This is a genomic window from Clostridia bacterium (assembly GCA_012840125.1).
Taxonomy (GTDB): Bacteria; Bacillota; DULZ01; order DULZ01; family DULZ01; genus DULZ01.
In genome coordinates, this window is record DULZ01000042.1 from 1 (window position 1) to 18,159 (window position 18,159).

Here is an 18,159-nt window from a genome sequence, read left to right on the forward strand (position 1 = left end):
CCGGGGCGGGTTTGGAAGTGTTGCTGCACCGCCGTTTATCTCCCAGTGACCGGAGCATTTCCCTGGGGCAGGCCGTAGTTGCGCTGGCAAAGGAGTGATAGCATTTGTGTTTGGCGGTACCGGGAAAAATCATTGAAATCATAAGTGAAGCTGTGGCCCGGGTGGACTACGGCAGCCTGGTCACCAATGTGGATCTGAGTCTTGTGCCGGAAGCCAAGCCCGGCCAGTGGGTGCTGGTCCATGCCGGTTTTGCCGTTCAAGTATTGGATGAAGCGGAGGCCAGGGAAACCCTGGCCTTGCTGCGGGAGCTGGATGCCCATGTATAGGGAATTCCGGGATCCCGCCATGGTGAAAAGACTGCTGAGCCGCATTGAAGCGGTTTTGGAGCCGCCGGTGACGTTGATGGAGGTGTGCGGGACCCATACGGTGGCGGTTTTTCGCTACGGACTGCGCCGGCTGCTGCCGGAAGGGCTGGAGCTCTTGTCGGGACCCGGCTGTCCCGTTTGCGTGACCCCCGACTTCATCATCGATGCTGCCTTGGAGATTGCCCGGCAGCCGGGGGTGGTGCTGGCCACTTTTGGCGATATGCTGCGGGTGCCGGGAAGTGACCAGAGTTTGGAGGAATTGAAAGCCGGGGGTGCTCAGGTCAAGGTGATTTACTCCCCGCTGGAAGCCCTGGCCCTGGCGGAGGAATATCCCCAGCGGCAGGTGGTGTTCTTTGCCGTCGGGTTTGAGACGACGGTACCCATGATTGCCGCCACGGTGTTAAAGGCGAAAGAGAAAGGATTGACCAATTTCAGCCTGCTCTGTGCCCACAAGACCATTCCGGGCGCCCTGCGGTCCCTGTTATCTTCCCCCGATGTCAACATCGACGGGCTGCTGTGCCCGGGCCATGTCAGTGCGGTGATCGGTACCCGGCCTTACGAGTTCATCCCCCGGGAGTTTGGCATTGGGGCGGTGGTGACCGGGTTCGAACCGGTGGATCTCTTGCAAGGCATTTACCTGCTGCTGCAGCAGCACCGGGAAAAGGCCCCCAGGGTGGAAAACCAATACCGCCGCTGGGTGCCTGCCGCCGGCAACCCGGAGGCATTAAAGCTCATCCGAGCAGTCTTTGCTCCTTGCGGCAGTCACTGGCGCGGGCTCGGCTACTTGGAAGGAACGGGATTGGAGCTCAAAGAGGAGTATCAAGCCTTTGATGCCCTCCGGCGGTTTCAAGTGTTTCCGACCGTGAAACCGGCCCGTAAAGGCTGCCGCTGCGGCGATGTGCTCCGGGGGGCGATGGCACCTCCGGACTGCCCCTTATTTGCCACCACTTGCAGCCCGGAACGACCGGTGGGGCCTTGCATGGTGTCCGTGGAAGGTACCTGCCGGGCATATTATACATATGGCAGGTGACATGATGACGGAACGAATCTTACTGGCTCATGGAAGCGGCGGCAAGCTGTCCCACCGGCTGACGGAGGAGATTTTCCTGCCGGCCTTTGGGAATGCCTGGTTGGCGCCGCTGGAGGATGCGGCGGTGTTCCCGATCCCCCGGGGCAGGCTGGCTATGACCACGGATTCTTTCGTGGTGAAACCCTTGTTCTTTCCCGGCGGCGATATCGGGCGGCTGGCCGTTTGCGGCACCGTCAACGACTTAGCGGTCAGCGGGGCCAGGCCCCTTTATTTGAGCGTCGGGTTTATCCTAGAAGAAGGATTGCCCCTGGCCGTTTTGCGGCAAATCGTTTCCTCCCTGGCGGCTACCGCCGCCGAAGCCGGTGTACAAGTTGTCACCGGTGATACGAAAGTAGTGGAGAAGGGCCTGGCTGACGGCCTGTACATCAATACGGCGGGAATCGGCATCCTGGAAGGTGAAAGGGAGTTAGGCGCGCGCCGGTTGAAGCCGGGGGACCGGATCCTTGTGTCCGGTTCCATCGGGCAGCACGGTATCGCCATCCTGGCGGCCAGGGAAGGGTTGGAACTTGAGCCTCCGGTGGTAACAGATGCGGCGCCTTTGAACCGGATGCTGGGTGACCTAGTGGAAAGGGTTTCCGGTATCAAGGCCATGCGGGATCCCACCCGCGGTGGGTTGGCCACCACCCTCAATGAATGGGCGGCCGCAGCGGGAGTGACGATTAGAATCAAGGAAGAACGACTGCCGATCTTACCGCAAGTCCAAGGGGCCTGTGACCTGTTCGGGTTTGATCCCTTGTATTTAGCCAACGAAGGCAAGGCCCTTATTGCCGTGGCACCGGAGGCAGCAGAGGAAGCCTTGCAATTATTGTATCGCCATCCCTACGGGCGGGAGGCGGCGGTCATCGGCACGGTGACGGCAGAACGGCCCGGTACGGTAATCCTTGAAACCGCCATCGGGGGGGAGCGCATCTTGGACATGCTGGCCGGTGAACAACTGCCCCGCATTTGCTGACGTGGCGGGATTCCTTTTTCTTTAGAGAAGAGCTGTTTGAAGCTGTCTCTTAACCGGAGGGATACGGGGCGCCGGGATCAACAAGGTGCGCCAGTCCGGGGAAGATGCCGGCCTGTGCGAACCGGAAGACATCCCCGGGCCACCGGGCACGTTGCTAAGCCGGGCTGCCCCGGTCCTGTTGGGCATCATTGCCTGGTCAATAAGACTAAGCCTCTTCGCAGCACGAAGAGGCTTTTAACCGTAGACCAGGTCTACCTCCAACAAATCCAGCACGTTTTGAATGCGGTTTACCACCGTGGCGTTGTCCGAGCCGGCAAACAGGAGGCCCACGGCATAGTTCTCCTCATCCAGTACCAGGGAGCCGCTGTCCCCCGGGGACGCCATGGGACCGGTGACGATCTGGTCCTCGAAGATTACGGATTCATGGGCGCTCAATGCCACCCGCATTAAAGTGGAAATAACCCGTACCTCCGCTGTATTGAAGCCGCTGGAGCGGCCGCTTTTTTTGAGCATCATGCCCACCTGGGCCTCGCGGATGCCCTTGACAGGGCCTATGTCCAGGATTTCATGGGTGATGAACTGGGGGCTGACGGGTTTGGCCAGAGCCGCGTCCACCAGGTTGCCCCTGGGTGATTGCCGCTGCAGTTTAAGGCGGTAATTGGGCCGCACCGCTCGCAAGCAGCGGTTAGCCACTTTTTCCACGGAGGCGGCGTGGGGGCAGTTGGAAGCGCCGAATTCCCTGGAGAGAGGAATGTAGCGATGGAGATACCCGATCAGGTGCTCCTTTTTCCCCCCATCGTGGGGCCCCGGCTGCAGGATGGGATCGCCGACGGATGCCCGGCCGTCGCGGCCGTCGGTGCTGTTGGCCAAGACATGATTGTTGGAGAGAATGAGCAGTTCCTTGGTATGGCGGTCCCGTACCACCGCCCCGAAAGTACCTGCAGAGATTTTATAATGACCGATGCTCACGCCCGGGGGGGCGGGACGGACATAGCCGGTACGGTTGAGAAAACGGATTTCCCCGACTTCCAGGACGTCTGTGGTGACATTTCCCAACTTGCTGGGTACCAGCTCGGAACGTGTCAGTTCCTGGCGCGGCACCTTTTTCGATACCAGTACCACGATGGAAGGATCCTTAGTGGTTTCCCCCCGCGTCATCTTCCACCCTTTACCAACCCCCACCACGTTGGGCAATTCCAACAACTGGACGGAATTCCGTTTCAAAATTTTGGACAAAAGATCCATCCGGGTTGGTCTCCTTTCCTTTACAAGTAAGAAAAAACCTGGTATATTCTTATGCTGGGAAAGGAGAAAAGGTGTGGTTCACGCCTGGCAGTTAAAACATACCCTCAAAAAAGGAAGGGCTAAACCCGGTATAATGGGCTACTTCTTGCCCGGCTACCTCCCTGGCACGGCTCACGCCTTGGTTGATGGCACGTTTGAGAAGCATTTCCAGGCGCTGCTGTTGTGGGGCCGGCAGTCCTTCCATTTGGAGCTTCACGTCCACTACCTCTTGCAGCCCGTTAAACACCAAAGTTACTTCTCCGTCTCCGGCGGTAACCGGTATTTTTTTTGCTGCCAGCTCCACCTTTAGCTCATCCAGTCTTTCCTTTAACTTCATGGCTTGTTCGAACAGGTGGTCAAAACCCTGTACCATGATCATGCCTCCTTTTTTCAACCCAGGTTGCTTTGCAAACGGGATCTGTATGATTATATGCGGGTTAAACGGGAAGGCTGCCAGTCCAGAATCTTTATTTTTTTACATATTTGTGTCTTGCTAGAAAAATATAGTAAAAATTACAAGGAATTTTCCAATTCATGTCGAAACTACTATATATAGATGGGACAAGCATGCTGAGTCACGAAATATAGTATAGAGGGGTGAAACCGTGAATCGCCGGAGCTTGTATGCCGTGATCAGCAAAAAGAAGGCGGAACTGGACCGGCTGGTGACCCAGAGGGAGTCCTTGCAGGACCAGGAGGTCTACCAGAAAAGCTGTGAATTGGACCAGCTGGTGGTAGCCTATATGAAATTACAAGTTAAAAAAAACTCCAGCCCGGAACCGGTAAAGACCCTTATTTAGACGGCCCGGTCCATGAATAGGGAGTTCCGCCGGCACAGGTTTCTTGATTTTACCTCGCTTTTGGCCCATAATATAAGCTAAAATCCGGCACGAAGGAAGGTAAGATCATGGATCAGATTGCGGTACAATTAGGGCCTCTAAAGATTTACTGGTACGGCATCCTTATCACTTCTGCCATCATCATCGGTATCATCCTGGCCATGCGGGAGACCGTCAGGCAGGGATTGGATCCGGAGCATATCATAAACATTGCCCTGGTAGCGGTACCTGCGGCCTTTGTCGGGGCTCGTCTCTACTACGTCATTTTTCAATGGGAGCATTATGCGGGTAACTGGAGGGAGATTATCGCCGTTTGGCACGGGGGATTGGCTATTCACGGCGGGCTGTTAGGCGGCCTATTAGCCGGTCTGCTCTATGTAAGAAAAGCGAAACTTTCTTTTTGGCAGCTGGCGGATATCATAGCCCCGAGCATCATTTTGGGACAAGCCATCGGCCGGTGGGGTAATTTCTTCAATCAAGAGGCCCATGGCGGGCCGGTGAGCGAGGAGTTCATCAGTCATTTCCCGGGCTTCATCCAGAAGGGGATGTTTATCAACGGGCAGTATTACCATCCTACTTTCTTGTACGAGTCCCTGTGGAACTTCGGTGTTTTCTTGTTCTTAATCTGGTACCGGCGTAGGAGCCAGGCTGTCCATGGGAAGGTTTTTCTTTTTTATTTAATGCTGTATTCCGCCGGGCGTTTCTTCATCGAGGGCTTGCGGACGGACAGCCTCATGTTGGGACCCCTGCGAATGGCTCAGGTGATGAGTCTAATCTTTATTCTAATCGGCGTCGTAGGGCTGTTTTACTTGCCCCGGCAGCAAAAGGAAAAAGAGGCATCCCGTTGAAGATGCCTCTTTTTTGCGTTAATGGTATTAAGCGGACATGTGCACCTGCCGTAGGAGGTCTTGGACTTCTTTCGGCGGCGGCGGTGTCATGAGAGATACGATGATATTTACCAGGGCGTTGGCGGGAGCGGCTACCAAAGCGGAGCCTACCGGCGGGATGTACTTGGCGAAGAAGGGTACATCGTTGAAGAACAATGCACTTAACGCGATGGCCAATCCTACCAGCATGCCGCAAATGGCGCCTTCCTTGGTGGCGCGGCCCCACCAGATGCCCAGCAGAACCGTCGGGAAGAAGGTGCTGCCGGCGATGGCGAAGGCCATGGCCACTAGTTGGGCCACCAGAGCCGGCGGGTTTAAAGCGATGAAGATGGCGATGAGCGCCATAACTACGGTCGCTACGCGGGCTACCAGCATTTGCTGCTGGTGGGTGGCATCGGGTTTCAAGATCCGGTGATAAATATCGTGAGAAACGGCAGCGGCGGAAGCCATCAGCAATCCCGACACGGTACTGAAACCGGCGGATATGGCACCGGCCGCCAAGAAGCCAACGAACCACTGGGGCAGTCCGGCTAATTCGGCGGCGCTGATGATAATCACGTCAGCAATGGCCTGCCCTCCGTGGGGGTTCAGCAGTTTGGCGAAAGCCGCGTAAGCCGGGGCGCTCCAGTACAGCAAGCAGATGAAGAAGAGTCCCCAGGGCACCGACCAGCGGGCGGTTTTAGCGTCCGATGTGGTATAGAAACGGGTTAGCACGTGGGGCAGGCCGCAGGTACCCACCATCAGGGTGAAGGTCAGGGCCACCCACTGGTATGGGCCTTGAACAGCCCAAGGCAAAGCGAAATTCGGATCCAACTCCATCGCCTGGTAGGCAGCGGCGCCGTAGCTGATTTGCGGCAGCAAGGCGAAGTAGCCCATGCGACCGGCGATGAAGAACAGGGGAAAAAGGAAAGCCAAAATTAAGATGATGTACTGGACCACCTGGTTCTTGGTCACGCCCAGCATCCCGGAGATGAGGACGTAAATCAGGACCAGAATGGTGCCCATGACGACGGAAGTTTGATAGTTCCAGCCGAAGATCCACTCAAAGATCATGCCGATGCCTTTGTACTGCCCGGTAATGTAGAATGTACTCAGGATCAAGGTGATGAGGGCAGCCAAACCCCGGGCCCAGTTGGAGTAGTAGCGGTCGCCTACGAAATCTGGGGCCGTGTACTTACCGAAGCGGCGGATCTGGCTGGCAAACAAGAGGAGCAGCAGCACGTAGCCGCCGGTCCAGCCGACCACGTAACCGACACCATAGTAACCCTGCATGTAGAGCATGCCGGGCACACCCATGAAGCTGGCGGCGCTCATCCAGTTACTGGCGATGGCCATCCCGTTTTCCACCGGGCCGATGGAACGACCTGCCACCCAGTAACCTTCCACTTCCTGCACTTTGGAAATCCAGCCCACCCAGATGAATAAAGCCAAGGCGGCGAACATGATGATCGCCGGGGCCAGTTTAAAGCCGGGTTGTAACCCAATAAATTCCATTCTCATCCCCCCTATCAATTTGCAGCCGGGTTAGCGACGATACTTGTCGTAGATCTTTTCAATAAAGTAGCTGAAAATAGCGCAGAGTAGAACGAAGCCGACAGTAGTAAATTGTGTGCTGTACCAGTAATGAAAGGGAAACCCTATGAATTTAGCTCGGGTTAAGAAGCTGGCGCCGTCGGGGGTTTCTTGAAATACGACCAGCAAGAACGGCATGAGGTAGACCATGACGGCCCAAATGATCACGATGACGGCGATGAGCCGGGTTTCCGCCCGCATGCCCTCGGAAATGGGCTTGAAGAAGCTAACATAGCCTGCGGTATCCACTTCCTGCTTACCGGTGGACAACGGGGCTTGAGGTTCCATCAAGCGATCCCTCCTTGTTTAACGTTTAACCCTCGTCACTGTATTTTTCTTTCAGAGCCGCCACGACGCTGGGATCGGCCAAGGTCGTGGTATCTCCCAGAGCTCTTCCCTCGGCAATGTCCCGCAAAAGCCGCCGCATGATCTTACCGCTGCGGGTCTTGGGTAATTCGGCGGTGAAGATGATGTCTTCCGGCCTGGCCAGGGCACCGATTTTCTGTGCCACGTGGGATTTAAGCTGGGCCACTAATTCATCGTTACCCTCGAAGCCTTCCCGGAGGGTGACGAAGGCTACTACCGCTTGCCCCTTGACCTCATGGGGTTTGCCGATCACGGCGGATTCAGCTACCGCCGGGTGTTCCACCAGGCAGCTTTCGATTTCCGCGGTGCCGATCCTGTGCCCGGAGACGTTGATCACGTCGTCTACGCGGCCGATGACCCAGAAATAGCCGTCCTCGTCTTTAGTGGCGGCGTCGCCGGTGAAGTAGATACCCTCGAAGCGGGACCAGTAGGTGTCCTTATAGCGCTCGTCATCACCGTACAAGGTCCGGAGCATAGCCGGCCACGGTGATTTGACCACCAGGTATCCCTGGGTGTTGGGGGGCACCGGCTGACCGTCGTTGTCTACCACGTCAGCGAAAACGCCGGGCAGGGGTTTGGTCGCCGAACCGGGTTTTGCGGGAATGACGCCCGGGACGGGAGCAATCAGGATCATACCGGTTTCCGTTTGCCACCAGGTATCCACGATGGGGCATCTTTCGCCGCCGATATGTTTGTGGTACCAGAGCCAGGCTTCCGGGTTAATGGGCTCCCCTACGGTACCTAAGAGGCGCAAGGTGGAAAGGTCCCTGCGGGCCGGCCAGTGATCTCCCCATTTCATGAAGGAGCGGATGGCGGTCGGTGCAGTATAGAAAATGGTAACACCGTATTTCTCGATAATGGCCCAGAAGCGGTCTTTTTCCGGGTAGTCGGGTCCGCCTTCGTACATGACGGAGGTGGCACCGTTGGCCAAAGGCCCGTAGACCAGGTAACTATGCCCGGTGATCCAGCCGATGTCGGCGGTGCAGAAATAAATGTCATCCTCTTTCAGGTCGAAGACCAGCGAATGGGTGAAAGATACGCCGGTGAGATAACCGCCGGTGGAATGCTGCACTCCTTTCGGCTTGCCGGTGGAACCGCTGGTGTACAGGATGAATAAAATATCTTCGGCATCCATTTCCTCGCAAGGACAATGGAGAGGAACGTCTGCCACTAAATCATGCCACCAGATATCTCTGCCTTCCTGCATGGGCGCCAGCTGCGGATCGCCGACTCTCTTCACGACCACTACCTTTTCCACGGAAGGAGCGTTTTCCAAAGCCGCATCGGTGTTGAGTTTTAAAGGTACCGGCTTACCTCTCCGGTAACCACCGTCGGCGGTTACCACCACTTTGGCCTGGCAGTCATTAATGCGCTCCCGGAGAGCTTCTGCGGAGAAACCGCCGAATACGACGCTGTGGGGCGCACCAATCCGGGCGCAAGCCAGCATGGCAATCGCCAGTTCGGGAATCATGGGCATGTATAAAGTGACCCGGTCGCCTTTTTGCACGCCGAGTTTCTTGAGCCCGTTGGCAAAGCGGTTCACTTCATAATAGAGCTGTTGATAGGTGAGAATGCGGGAATCTCCCGGTTCTCCTTCCCAGATCAGGGCAGCTTTGTTTTTCCTGAAGGTTTTCAGGTGCCGGTCAACACAGTTATAGGACACGTTCAGTTTGCCGTTCACAAACCACTTGGAGAAAGGTACGTTCCACTCCAGGACTTTATCCCATTTCTTAAACCAATCGAGCCGTTCGGCTTGAGCAGCCCAAAAAGCTTCCAAATCCTTCTTTGCTTCTTCGTACAGGCCCAGATCCTTGGTATTGGCCTGCGCTACGAATTCAGGAGAAGGATGAAAGATCTTATCGCCTTTGGTCAAGGTTACTTCTTGGGGGATACTCATGTTCAAGCCTCCTTTATAAATTTACAGATAATGACGAAAAGAAAACGGGGTAACGGCCGCTCGGACACTCCCTCCTTTCCTGGGTTTTCCATTTGTGGTAGAGAAAATAGTATTGTTGTTATATCATACCGCACTTCATAAATATTTTAAAGAATATTCTGGCAAGTGGGAAAATTTTAACACCAATTGGTCATGTTTCAGTTGTCAGTGGTTAGGAAGAAAAGGTATAAACCTTCAGAAGTGGTTCTAACTGTCTTTAATGGTAGAAGCATGGTCGCATCGCCAAGGGATGAAATGAACCTGAACCGTTAGGCGGTCGTAGGCGGCTTTTCCATAGATTATAGTTTCTCATTACAATGAGGTCAAGAACATCCCAAGGAGGTGAAGTTAAATGGCGGTAATTGTGCAGCCAATGGAAGCTTCCTTAAGACTGGTGGTTATTGAAGGTACCACCGGCCAGGGTGATCCCATTTACCGGGTCCGCACTTTCAACCGGGTCAAGCCCGACGCCGATCCCCAGTCGGTGTATGAAGTGGGCCAGCACCTGGCCGGGCTGCAAGCTTATCCTTTGAGCGACATCCAAATGATTGTCCAGAACGTTTTGAGTGAAAGCTAAAACGGCTGTACGCGATAACCGGAGGAAGGAGGTGGGAACATGTCTACTGCCAGGTTGGAAATGTCTTTCCGCAATGCGGAGGGAAGACGGGTTACTTTATCGGTGCTTAACCCGAGAGAGGACCTCAGTACCCAAGAGGTCCGCGATGCCATGGAAGCCATTGTCGCCCACAATGTCTTTACCAGCAACGGCGGCGACCTGGTGGAAGTAATCGGCGCTCGTCTGGTGAGCCGGGAAGTGGTGGAGCTGTTCTAAACGTCAGGGGGAGCCTTGGGGCTCCCTTAAGCTTTTTAATACGGGTACGGCGCCAGGGTCAAAAGCTCTTCCGCCTTTAATACCGCCGGCTGCCGGAAGGAGAGATTGTACACTCCCTCGACGGCCACGTAAGGGGTAATCTCCTGGCGGTGATTGAGCACGGGAGCCAACCGGAGGGGCCAGGGGCATGGTATCTCTATCTTCGTATGCCAGGCCCTTCCCCTGTCACCGGAGCGCCGGCAGACCAGTACGTTCGGTTCCCCCACCAGGAGCATCGGTTCGCTGTCATATAAAGTGAGGACCGGTTCACCGGCTATGGAGGAGAAACCCGGAAATTGTTCCTCTTGACATGCTTCTTGGGCCGGATCGAGTACCAGCAGGTATAAGGTCTGGCTGTTTCCTTGGGGCAAGAAATAGCTGAAGTATAATACGTCCCGCCACAGCCAGCACTGCAGTTTGCGGCCATCTGGCGGAACCGAAGCAAGAAACTGCTCCGGTAACCACTGCCGGTCCGTCACAGAGAAGCTCCGGGCGAAAAAACGGGTGGTGGATTCATGAATTTCTTTCAGGATGAGCACCGGGTGATCTTCTGCCTGCAAAAAGAACCGGTAGGGAGTGCACCGGAGCTGCCGGCCGGGAATCTCCGAAGAGTGGACTTGCTGCCCTGACAGGATATAATGCCGGTTATGCCCATTTGTATGGAGGACCACATGCATTTCCTCTCCGTGAAGGAGAGTCCGGTAGGCCGGGGATACCCCGGGCCAGGCATGAAGCTTTTGCCAGCGGTTTTGGTGGAAGCGATAATAAGTTAATGTGTGGCCGGTATCGAGGATACATAGATGGACTTGATACGGGGAGGTCACCTGGACCTGAAAGCTAAGGACATTGTCCACTTCATGGCCGGTCAGGTGCAGTTGGTAACGCAAAGAGTGACCGAGCAATTTAAAATTCATCAGGTCGCCGGAAGGTGCCAGGATCAACAAGGCAGTCACCTCCTCAGTCAGGCTGGTTCTAATAATTATGCCGGTCCGGTAAGAAATATCAGCCTTGAATTTATAAGTCAGCCGGGAAAATGGAAATTTTTCCAAAAACATCACCGGGCGTGTAACCAATATCAGGAAACCGAAGTATTATATACCAGACGGAAGGGAATTCCGTCAACAAAGACAACATGACTGAATTCAAAGGGGGAAAACGAATGTTTGACAACAAAATGACTCGTCAGCAGCCGAGTCCGGGTGAGTGCCCGCCGGAGGGTTGCCCGCCGCCAACCAGGATTGAATGTATCGCCGTCGACAAAGTTTATGACAGCTGCTTCCAAGTAGATGATCGGACCAGAACCTTCACGGTGGAGTTTACCGGTTTGGAAGTCGGCGATCTGGTGACCTGCGGCTTAACCGAGGGCGGCGTCATTTCTTGTACGGAAGTGTCCCGGACCGACGTGGGCGGGGGGTTCTTCTCCATTACCCTGTTGGTGACGGTGCCCCTGACCATTACCAATCCGGAGGATGATACCCAGACCGAAGACGTGACTTTCAACTTCACCAAGACCGTGACCCTGTGCGCTCCGGAAGAAGCCGCCATTACCTGCGCCGAGAGCACCCTTATTAACTGTAGCTGCGTGGTTACCGAGGCCACCGATACCGACGTTACCATCTCCTGCGACATTCAAATCTGCTTGGTTGTCAAGGCGATCTTGAACGTGCAGCTGCTGGTGCCCAGCTACGGGTTCTGTCAACCGGCTCCTTGTGTTACCTTGCCCGGTGTTTGCCCGCCTGCTCCGCCTGCCCAGTGCTTCTAGGCGAAAAGCTGCCGGCCGCACCGGCAGCTTATGGTACATAGGGATTAATTAGTCTCCTGCTTGAGTTCTTTGAACCCGGTAAAGGCATCGGTGCCTCCCTCCGGTTTTATTTTCTCCCGCGGTTCCTCTTGCGGGGCGGGAATTCCCAATTGAATAAGTCCGTTGGCCTCTAAAAGGGCCAGGCAGCACGGGTTGAGCCGGCAGTTCTTAGTGATGGTGTTAAACAAGGCAGCGAGTTCAGGGTTGTTTTTTCCATTCCGGAAATGAAAGGTGCTCAGCAGCATGGATTTTCCTCCTCATGCAAATGTTTCCTTATTTCCATGCTATGCACGGGAGCTGCCGGCTGCCAGCGGTCATAAAACAAAACAGCCCGGTATTTCCAGGCTGTCTGTTTATTTCACCTACTGCATGATAAACAGCTGGGTGATATAGACCCCGTAAGGCCCTTGCACGACGCCGATGCCGATGTGGGTGAAATTGGGGTTGAGGATGTTATTCCGGTGTCCTTCACTGGCCATGAGCAGGGCATGGGCATGGGTGACGTTGCGGGCCTGGGCCAGGTTCTCTCCTACGGAGCGGAAGCCGATACCATGATTGTAAACCATACTGGCAAAGGAACCATAGGTAGGCGAAGTATGGGAGAAATAATTGTTCTGCAGCATGTCCTGGGACTTGAGTTGGGCTACTTCCGCCAGCTTGGCGTGGACCGCGAGGGGCTTTAGGCCCTTTTTGGCTCTTTCTTCGTTGACTAAGCTCACCATTTTGGCTGCTTCACTGCTTAAAACACTTCCCCCGGCAGCCGGTGGGTTCGCAGGGGCGGTGGGTGGGTTGGCCGGTGTAGTGGGGGTTGGGCCGGGATTGGACGGCGCTGGGCTGCCCCCTTGGGATTTCTGGGCCCGCAAATAGCGGATCAAGTCAGCGGTGGACATGTTACCTGTATCCGGTGGGGGATCCTGTTCAGCAGGGGTTGTGACGGCAGGAGGGTGCTGGTAGCCTGGGTTGCTGGGCTGTCCTCCTTTGAGATGGGCTGCCCCCCAAGAAGCCTGTGCCAGGCCCGGGGTTATTAACTGGCAGGCCAAAAGCAGCGACAAAGCGGTGGATAACAATCTTTTTCGCATAAGGCACCTCCATGAATTTTGCACGGTTTCTTCTATTGTAAGCAATAATCTAATAAATGCCAAAGGGACTGAGGCTGCCTCCCCAGCGGAGAGGGGCGAACTGCCCGGGAAGTCCGGCTATTCACTGCCTTCTCCGTAGGGTTAGGACAAGATGGTGAGATTTGGCAGCAAGGTGGCCCTTGCAGAAACTGCCCGGGGAATTAGCACTTTATTCCAGTTTACATCGTATGATATCCATGAAGAGTGAAATCATGAACATTTTAGTACAAAGGGAGGCGTCGTGTTTGAGCTGGCATGCGGATAAGTTAGAGGGGGAAGGCTCCAACGTCAAGACCCAGAGCAAGGTAAAGATGATCCTAACCCTGCTGGGCAACTTGACCGAGGCGGATGTACAGCGCATTAAAACGGAATTGGGCAAGCTGCCCGGGGTACGGGACGTGGACCTTAACTTGAGGACCAATAGATTGACCGTAGCTTTTGACATGCGCAAGATCAATGTGGAGAAAATCGCCTTGCGCCTGTCCGAGCTGGGCTACAACTATGTCAAACGTGCCTGAAAAAGCTGTGAAGCCAGGTAGGTTACCCGGCTTTAACAAGGAGGGTGCTGAAGGACCTCATCAAAAATTGGAGCCAGGCGAATTGCCTGGCTTTTCGCGTTAACTGCGCTGCATTTGTTTGGACAAGAAGGTGGCTGCCGTATGAGCCAAATTGAGTTCGATATCTCCCATCTTGGCATGGGGCTTTTTCGGCGCGATACAAACACATCCGATGACCCGGTCCGTCATAATCGGCGCCACCACCATGGATTCAAATACACGGCCGTTTTGCGTAATGGTGCCGCGGGTGATGACCGGTTTGCGCTGCTGCATGGTTTCGGCTATGTCCCCTAGTTTTTGCCCGGCGAATTCTTTCTTGGGTGCCCCGGCGACGGCGATGATACTGTCTTCATCACCGATTACCGCAATGGCCCCCAGGGTATCCGCCAGCACTTCCACATATTCCTGGGCGTACAGCCCCAGGTCGTTAATGGGAATATATTTCTTGAGAATGACTTCCCCATCGCGGTCGGTAAATATTTCCAGCGGTTCTCCTTCTCGAATGCGGAGGGTTCTTCTGATTTCCTTCGGTATGACTACTCTGCCCAGATCATCGATTCTTCTTACGACACCTGTTGCTTTCATTAATGTTTCATCACCCCTTTGGCTCATAGTTTCCCCCGTCCGGGGAGAACTATGTAACCGCCCGGGGCCCGATTAACTAGTAAATCTTGTTATGGGTGATGATGAGCTTTTGGCCGGGGTAAATGCGATCCGGGTTGGACAGGTGATTTAATCTGAGTAGGGTTTCCATGGGAATCCCGCACCGCTGGGATATTTGCCAGAGAGTATCTCCCGGCCGGACCAGGTAATATGGCTGGGACGGGTGCGGTCTCCAGTCCATCTCATCAGCAGCCTGGGTTTTGACAATCAGGACCGGTGTGCCGATCCTGACCTGGTCAAAGACCTCTTCCACATGGTGGTTGTACATCCTGATACAACCGTTGGATACGGCTTTGCCGATGGACCAGGGTTGGGTGGTGCCGTGGATGCCGTAAGGCCCGTCATCGCTGGGAATAGACAGCTCCATCCAGCGGGTGCCCAAGATGCCGCCCGGGTTGATGATTTTGCGGGTGATATGGTAAAATCCCGTGGGCGTAGGAGTCTGCGGCTTGCCGATGGCTACGGGATATATCCCTTTCACGGAATACCTGTCGAACAGCTTTAACCGGCGTAAGGTAAGATTCACTTCTATTTGCATTTCCATGCGACCTCCTTTTGTTGCCATTGTATGCAGTTTCAGGCAAGAGGCCCAGGAGTTATTGTGGAAAAATTCAGGTTACCGAGAGAAGTATTGACAATTCCGGAGTGGTCATTACCATATAAAGTAGGGATTAAAATTATAAATAAAAAATAAATAGCTGTGGATGATATATGGCGGGAGAGACCTTTTCAGGCACCGAAGAAGCAACCCGGTTACGACGGCAGTGGCCGGGGAAACTTTCAGGTAAAAGGACCGTCTATGGACACACCTCTGGAGAGTTTTTGGCCGGTGGCCAAAACACCAACGGGGAAGCCTTTGCAGGTAATCTCTCAGGTAGAAGGACAGAGGGAAATGGCAGCGCCGGGATGCCGTTTTCATTCTGCCTTTTTGTATTTTGGCCAAATTGCGAGGAGAGGGCGGTGAATTCATAAAATTAGGTAGTTGAGGGCAGAATGAAAGAAGCAATCTAGGAGGTGTAGTCTGTGTCTGGGTTAAAGAGAACACCATTATATGATGCACATGTGGCTTTGGGAGCTAAAATGGTCGAATTCGGCGGGTGGGAAATGCCTGTCCAGTACAGCGGGATCGTCAATGAACATCATGCCGTAAGGCAAAGAGCGGGTCTTTTTGACGTGAGCCACATGGGAGAATTTGTGTTGAAAGGGCCGGACGCTTTCCAAGCGGTCCAAAAACTGTTCACGGCTGACTTCTCCCAGCAGGCCGTAGGGCAATGCATGTATACCATCATGTGCTATCCCCATGGCGGTGCCGTGGACGATTTAATCGTGTACAAGACCGGCGAGGATGAGTACATGCTGGTGGTTAATGCGGGCAATATTGAGAAGGATTATGCCTGGATGCAAGAACATATGGTAGGTTTGCAAGTGGAATTCAAGGACATTTCCGGTGAGACCGCCGAGGTGGCGCTGCAGGGACCGAAAGCATTGGAAATCCTGCAGCAGTTGACTGATGCACCGGTGGGAGACCTGAAGCCTTACTGGTTCTTACGGGGTAAGGTGGCGGGCAAGGATTGCTTGATATCCCGGACGGGTTATACCGGGGAGGACGGTTTTGAGATTTATACCAGCCCGGCTGACATTCGCACCGTGTGGGACAGCATTTTAGAGACCGGCAAAGGGATCGTGGAACCGGCTGGTCTCGGTGCGAGGGATTCTTTACGTTTTGAAGCGAAAATGCCTTTGTACGGCCATGAACTCAGTGAAGACATCACGCCGCTGGAAGCCATGCTGGGTCGTTTTGTAGCTTTAGATAAACAAGAAGACTTTATCGGCAAGGAAGCGCTGCGGAAACAAAAAGAAGAAGGAATACCCAGAAAAATCAGAGGCTTGGAGATGGTGGGCCGCGGCATTGCCCGGGCCGGGTACCCGGTGAAAAAAGACGGTACGGTCATTGGGTATATCACCTCAGGCATGCCGGCGCCGACCGTCGGGAAAAACCTGGGGATGGCCTTAATTAAGAGCGAGTTTGCCGAGATCGGCACGGAAGTGGATGTGGAAATCCGGGGTAAAGACGTGAAAGCAATGATTATAAAAACACCATTTCTTCAGAAGGGGGCTAAATAAATGAGTTTTCCAAGTGAATTAAAGTATTCCAAAGAACACGAGTGGGTCAGAGTGGACGGTAACAAAGCCGTCATCGGTATTACTTCCCATGCTGCTGAAGCTTTAGGAGATGTTGTTTTCGTGGAGCTGCCGGAAGTTGGGGATCATTTCGGAGCGGGCGACGCCTTCGGCTCCGTGGAGTCCGTGAAGGCCGTTTCCGACGTCTTTAGCCCTGTCTCCGGCACCGTAGTGGCGGTCAACGAAGCCTTGCTGGACTCCCCCGAACTGGTGAACAGCGATCCCTACGGGGAAGGCTGGATGGTGGAATTTGAAATGGACGATCCGTCGCAAGTGGATGACCTGCTGTCCGCCAGCGATTACGAGGCCTTTCTTAAGGAGGAATAATCAGTGAATTATGTCCCGCATCGGAAAGAAGAACAGCAAGAGATGCTTGCCGCAGTAGGCAAGCAGTCCATCGATGAGCTGTATCAAGATATTCCGGCTGAAGTACGGCTGCAAAGGGACCTCCATGTAGCCGGCGGGCTGTCCGAGATTGAGCTGAGACGCTTACTGGGAGGGCTGGCCAAGAAAAACCGCAACCTGGAGGAGTACGTGAGTTTTCTCGGGGCCGGCGCCTACGAGCACTATATCCCCGCTTTGGTGGACCAGCTGCTCCTGCGCTCCGAGTTCTATACGGCTTATACGCCCTACCAGCCGGAAATCAGTCAAGGTACCCTGCAAAACATCTACGAATACCAGACCATGATCTGCGAGCTCACCGGCATGGATGTTTCCAATGCTTCCATGTACGACGGGGCCAGCGCCCTGGCGGAAGCGGTGGTCATGGCTTGTGAACAAACCAGGCGGAAAGAATTCGTCATTGCCGCCGCTGTGCATCCCGAATACCGGGAGACGGTGACCACTTACACCAAAACCCGGGGCTTAACCGGGGTTTCCTTAGGCTATAAAGACGGGGTGACCTGTGCGGGCGAAGCCGCCGGGTTGGTAACTGACAAGACGGCAGCCCTGGTGGTGCAGTACCCGAACTTCTTCGGCAACGTGGAAGACCTCAAGAGACTTGCCGAGGTGGCCCATGCCAAAGGGGCCCTGTTAGTGGTAGCGGTAGTGGATCCCGTGTCCCTGGGTATCCTGGAGGCTCCCGGTGTACTGGGCGCCGATATCGTAGTGGGCGAAGGCCAGAGCTTTGGTAACCATATCAGCTTTGGCGGGCCTCATATCGGCTTTTTTGCCGCCAAGGAAAAATACGTGCGGCGGATGCCCGGCCGGATCGTCGGTGTCACGGTGGATAACCGGGGTCAGCGGGCGTTCGTGTTGACCCTGCAGGCCCGCGAGCAGCATATCAGGAGGGAAAAAGCTACTTCCAACATCTGCTCCAACCAAGCCTTAAACGCCCTGGCGGTGAACATGGCGCTGACTGCCCTGGGCAAGGAGGGCCTGCGGGATATGGCTTACCAGTGCCTGCAAAAGGCCCATTACGCTTTCAAGCAGCTGACGGCCATTCCGGGGGTGGAACCCATGTTCCCGGGCAAACCTTTCTTTAAAGAATTTGTACTTAAGCTGCCCAAAGACCCGGAACAAGTGAACGAGGCCCTTTTGGCACACAAGATCATCGGCGGCCTGCCCTTAAAGGGGTTCTATCCTGAACTGGCCGGCGGGCTGTTGGTCTGTGTCACGGAGCTGCGGACCAAGGAAGAAATTGACTGCTTCGCAGAAAAGTTGGGGGGACTGATGTAA

The 18,159-nt window shown here is 54.7% G+C and carries 22 protein-coding genes and 1 riboswitch; of the genes, 12 read left to right on the plus strand and 10 right to left on the minus strand.

What is annotated here, in order from left to right:
- The first annotated feature begins 104 nt into the window (after positions 1-104).
- Genes GXX34_04730 through hypE form a run of 3 tightly spaced genes read left to right on the plus strand, consistent with a single transcriptional unit; the run spans position 105 to position 2,407 of the window.
- A complete protein-coding gene (locus GXX34_04730; protein ID HHW06824.1) occupies positions 105-326 on the plus strand; it encodes a HypC/HybG/HupF family hydrogenase formation chaperone in 222 nt (73 codons plus the stop codon).
- Positions 313-1,395, plus strand: coding sequence for a hydrogenase formation protein HypD (hypD, locus tag GXX34_04735; GenBank protein HHW06825.1), 1,083 nt, complete (start codon positions 313-315; stop codon positions 1,393-1,395). Before GXX34_04730 ends, hypD begins: the two co-directional genes overlap by 14 nt.
- Before the next feature lies 1 nt (position 1,396).
- A complete protein-coding gene (hypE, locus tag GXX34_04740; protein HHW06826.1) occupies positions 1,397-2,407 on the plus strand; it encodes a hydrogenase expression/formation protein HypE in 1,011 nt (336 codons plus the stop codon).
- A gap of 234 nt (positions 2,408-2,641) precedes the next feature.
- Here the strand turns inward: hypE and GXX34_04745 are convergent, their stop codons facing one another.
- Positions 2,642-3,652: a hypothetical protein gene (locus GXX34_04745; GenBank protein HHW06827.1), complete on the minus strand. Its 1,011-nt coding sequence runs from the start codon at positions 3,650-3,652 to the stop codon at positions 2,642-2,644.
- A 91-nt stretch (positions 3,653-3,743) separates the two neighbouring features.
- On the minus strand, positions 3,744-4,064 hold the full coding sequence (locus GXX34_04750) for a YbaB/EbfC family nucleoid-associated protein (GenBank protein ID HHW06828.1): 321 nt from the start codon (positions 4,062-4,064) through the stop codon (positions 3,744-3,746).
- Between the two features lie 232 nt (positions 4,065-4,296).
- Between GXX34_04750 and GXX34_04755 the strand changes: the two genes are divergently transcribed.
- Positions 4,297-4,491 carry an aspartyl-phosphate phosphatase Spo0E family protein gene (locus GXX34_04755; GenBank protein ID HHW06829.1) on the plus strand — a complete coding sequence of 65 codons (195 nt, stop codon included), beginning with the start codon at positions 4,297-4,299 and terminating at the stop codon, positions 4,489-4,491.
- A 107-nt stretch (positions 4,492-4,598) separates the two neighbouring features.
- On the plus strand, positions 4,599-5,378 hold the full coding sequence (locus GXX34_04760; GenBank protein HHW06830.1) for a prolipoprotein diacylglyceryl transferase: 780 nt from the start codon (positions 4,599-4,601) through the stop codon (positions 5,376-5,378).
- A gap of 27 nt (positions 5,379-5,405) precedes the next feature.
- On the opposite strand, the gene GXX34_04765 is transcribed toward GXX34_04760, so the two are convergent.
- Genes GXX34_04765 through acs form a run of 3 tightly spaced genes read right to left on the minus strand, consistent with a single transcriptional unit; the run spans position 5,406 to position 9,252 of the window.
- Positions 5,406-6,911 carry a VC_2705 family sodium/solute symporter gene (locus tag GXX34_04765; GenBank protein ID HHW06831.1) on the minus strand — a complete coding sequence of 502 codons (1,506 nt, stop codon included), beginning with the start codon at positions 6,909-6,911 and terminating at the stop codon, positions 5,406-5,408.
- Between the two features lie 30 nt (positions 6,912-6,941).
- Positions 6,942-7,277, minus strand: a complete 336-nt coding sequence (locus GXX34_04770; GenBank protein ID HHW06832.1) for a DUF4212 domain-containing protein — start codon at positions 7,275-7,277, stop codon at positions 6,942-6,944.
- A gap of 25 nt (positions 7,278-7,302) precedes the next feature.
- Positions 7,303-9,252 (minus strand): acetate--CoA ligase, encoded by a 1,950-nt coding sequence (gene acs / locus GXX34_04775; protein HHW06833.1) that lies wholly within the window; start codon positions 9,250-9,252, stop codon positions 7,303-7,305.
- A gap of 391 nt (positions 9,253-9,643) precedes the next feature.
- Between acs and GXX34_04780 the strand changes: the two genes are divergently transcribed.
- Together GXX34_04780 and GXX34_04785 are read left to right on the plus strand one after the other, a co-directional pair.
- The gene (locus GXX34_04780) at positions 9,644-9,868 is read left to right on the plus strand and encodes a DUF1659 domain-containing protein (GenBank protein HHW06834.1); all 225 of its coding nucleotides are present in this window, start codon (positions 9,644-9,646) and stop codon (positions 9,866-9,868) included.
- 39 nt (positions 9,869-9,907) lie between these two features.
- Entirely contained in the window at positions 9,908-10,123 is a 216-nt protein-coding gene (locus GXX34_04785; protein HHW06835.1) for a DUF2922 domain-containing protein, read from the plus strand.
- A 35-nt stretch (positions 10,124-10,158) separates the two neighbouring features.
- Here the strand turns inward: GXX34_04785 and GXX34_04790 are convergent, their stop codons facing one another.
- Positions 10,159-11,211, minus strand: a complete 1,053-nt coding sequence (locus tag GXX34_04790) for a hypothetical protein (GenBank protein ID HHW06836.1) — start codon at positions 11,209-11,211, stop codon at positions 10,159-10,161.
- A gap of 110 nt (positions 11,212-11,321) precedes the next feature.
- Here GXX34_04790 and GXX34_04795 point away from each other — a divergent pair, with 110 nt between their 5' ends.
- Positions 11,322-11,924 carry a hypothetical protein gene (locus GXX34_04795; protein HHW06837.1) on the plus strand — a complete coding sequence of 201 codons (603 nt, stop codon included), beginning with the start codon at positions 11,322-11,324 and terminating at the stop codon, positions 11,922-11,924.
- A 44-nt stretch (positions 11,925-11,968) separates the two neighbouring features.
- Here the strand turns inward: GXX34_04795 and GXX34_04800 are convergent, their stop codons facing one another.
- Complete coding sequence (locus tag GXX34_04800) at positions 11,969-12,208, minus strand: hypothetical protein (protein ID HHW06838.1); 240 nt, start codon at positions 12,206-12,208, stop codon at positions 11,969-11,971.
- A gap of 117 nt (positions 12,209-12,325) precedes the next feature.
- The gene (locus GXX34_04805) at positions 12,326-13,042 is read right to left on the minus strand and encodes a hypothetical protein (GenBank protein HHW06839.1); all 717 of its coding nucleotides are present in this window, start codon (positions 13,040-13,042) and stop codon (positions 12,326-12,328) included.
- Positions 13,043-13,326: 284 nt separating this feature from the next.
- On the opposite strand from GXX34_04805, the gene GXX34_04810 reads away from it, so the two are divergent.
- Positions 13,327-13,599 carry a heavy-metal-associated domain-containing protein gene (locus GXX34_04810; GenBank protein ID HHW06840.1) on the plus strand — a complete coding sequence of 91 codons (273 nt, stop codon included), beginning with the start codon at positions 13,327-13,329 and terminating at the stop codon, positions 13,597-13,599.
- 99 nt (positions 13,600-13,698) lie between these two features.
- Here the strand turns inward: GXX34_04810 and GXX34_04815 are convergent, their stop codons facing one another.
- Positions 13,699-14,223, minus strand: coding sequence for an AbrB/MazE/SpoVT family DNA-binding domain-containing protein (locus GXX34_04815; GenBank protein ID HHW06841.1), 525 nt, complete (start codon positions 14,221-14,223; stop codon positions 13,699-13,701).
- Positions 14,224-14,299: 76 nt separating this feature from the next.
- Complete coding sequence (locus GXX34_04820) at positions 14,300-14,845, minus strand: L,D-transpeptidase family protein (protein HHW06842.1); 546 nt, start codon at positions 14,843-14,845, stop codon at positions 14,300-14,302.
- A gap of 161 nt (positions 14,846-15,006) precedes the next feature.
- Positions 15,007-15,107, plus strand: a riboswitch (glycine riboswitch).
- Between the two features lie 217 nt (positions 15,108-15,324).
- Here GXX34_04820 and gcvT point away from each other — a divergent pair.
- Genes gcvT through GXX34_04835 form a run of 3 tightly spaced genes read left to right on the plus strand, consistent with a single transcriptional unit; the run spans position 15,325 to position 18,159 of the window.
- Entirely contained in the window at positions 15,325-16,425 is a 1,101-nt protein-coding gene (gene gcvT / locus GXX34_04825; GenBank protein HHW06843.1) for a glycine cleavage system aminomethyltransferase GcvT, read from the plus strand.
- Positions 16,426-16,809 (plus strand): glycine cleavage system protein GcvH, encoded by a 384-nt coding sequence (gcvH, locus tag GXX34_04830; protein HHW06844.1) that lies wholly within the window; start codon positions 16,426-16,428, stop codon positions 16,807-16,809. It begins immediately after the preceding gene.
- Positions 16,810-16,812: 3 nt separating this feature from the next.
- Entirely contained in the window at positions 16,813-18,159 is a 1,347-nt protein-coding gene (locus GXX34_04835; GenBank protein HHW06845.1) for an aminomethyl-transferring glycine dehydrogenase subunit GcvPA, read from the plus strand.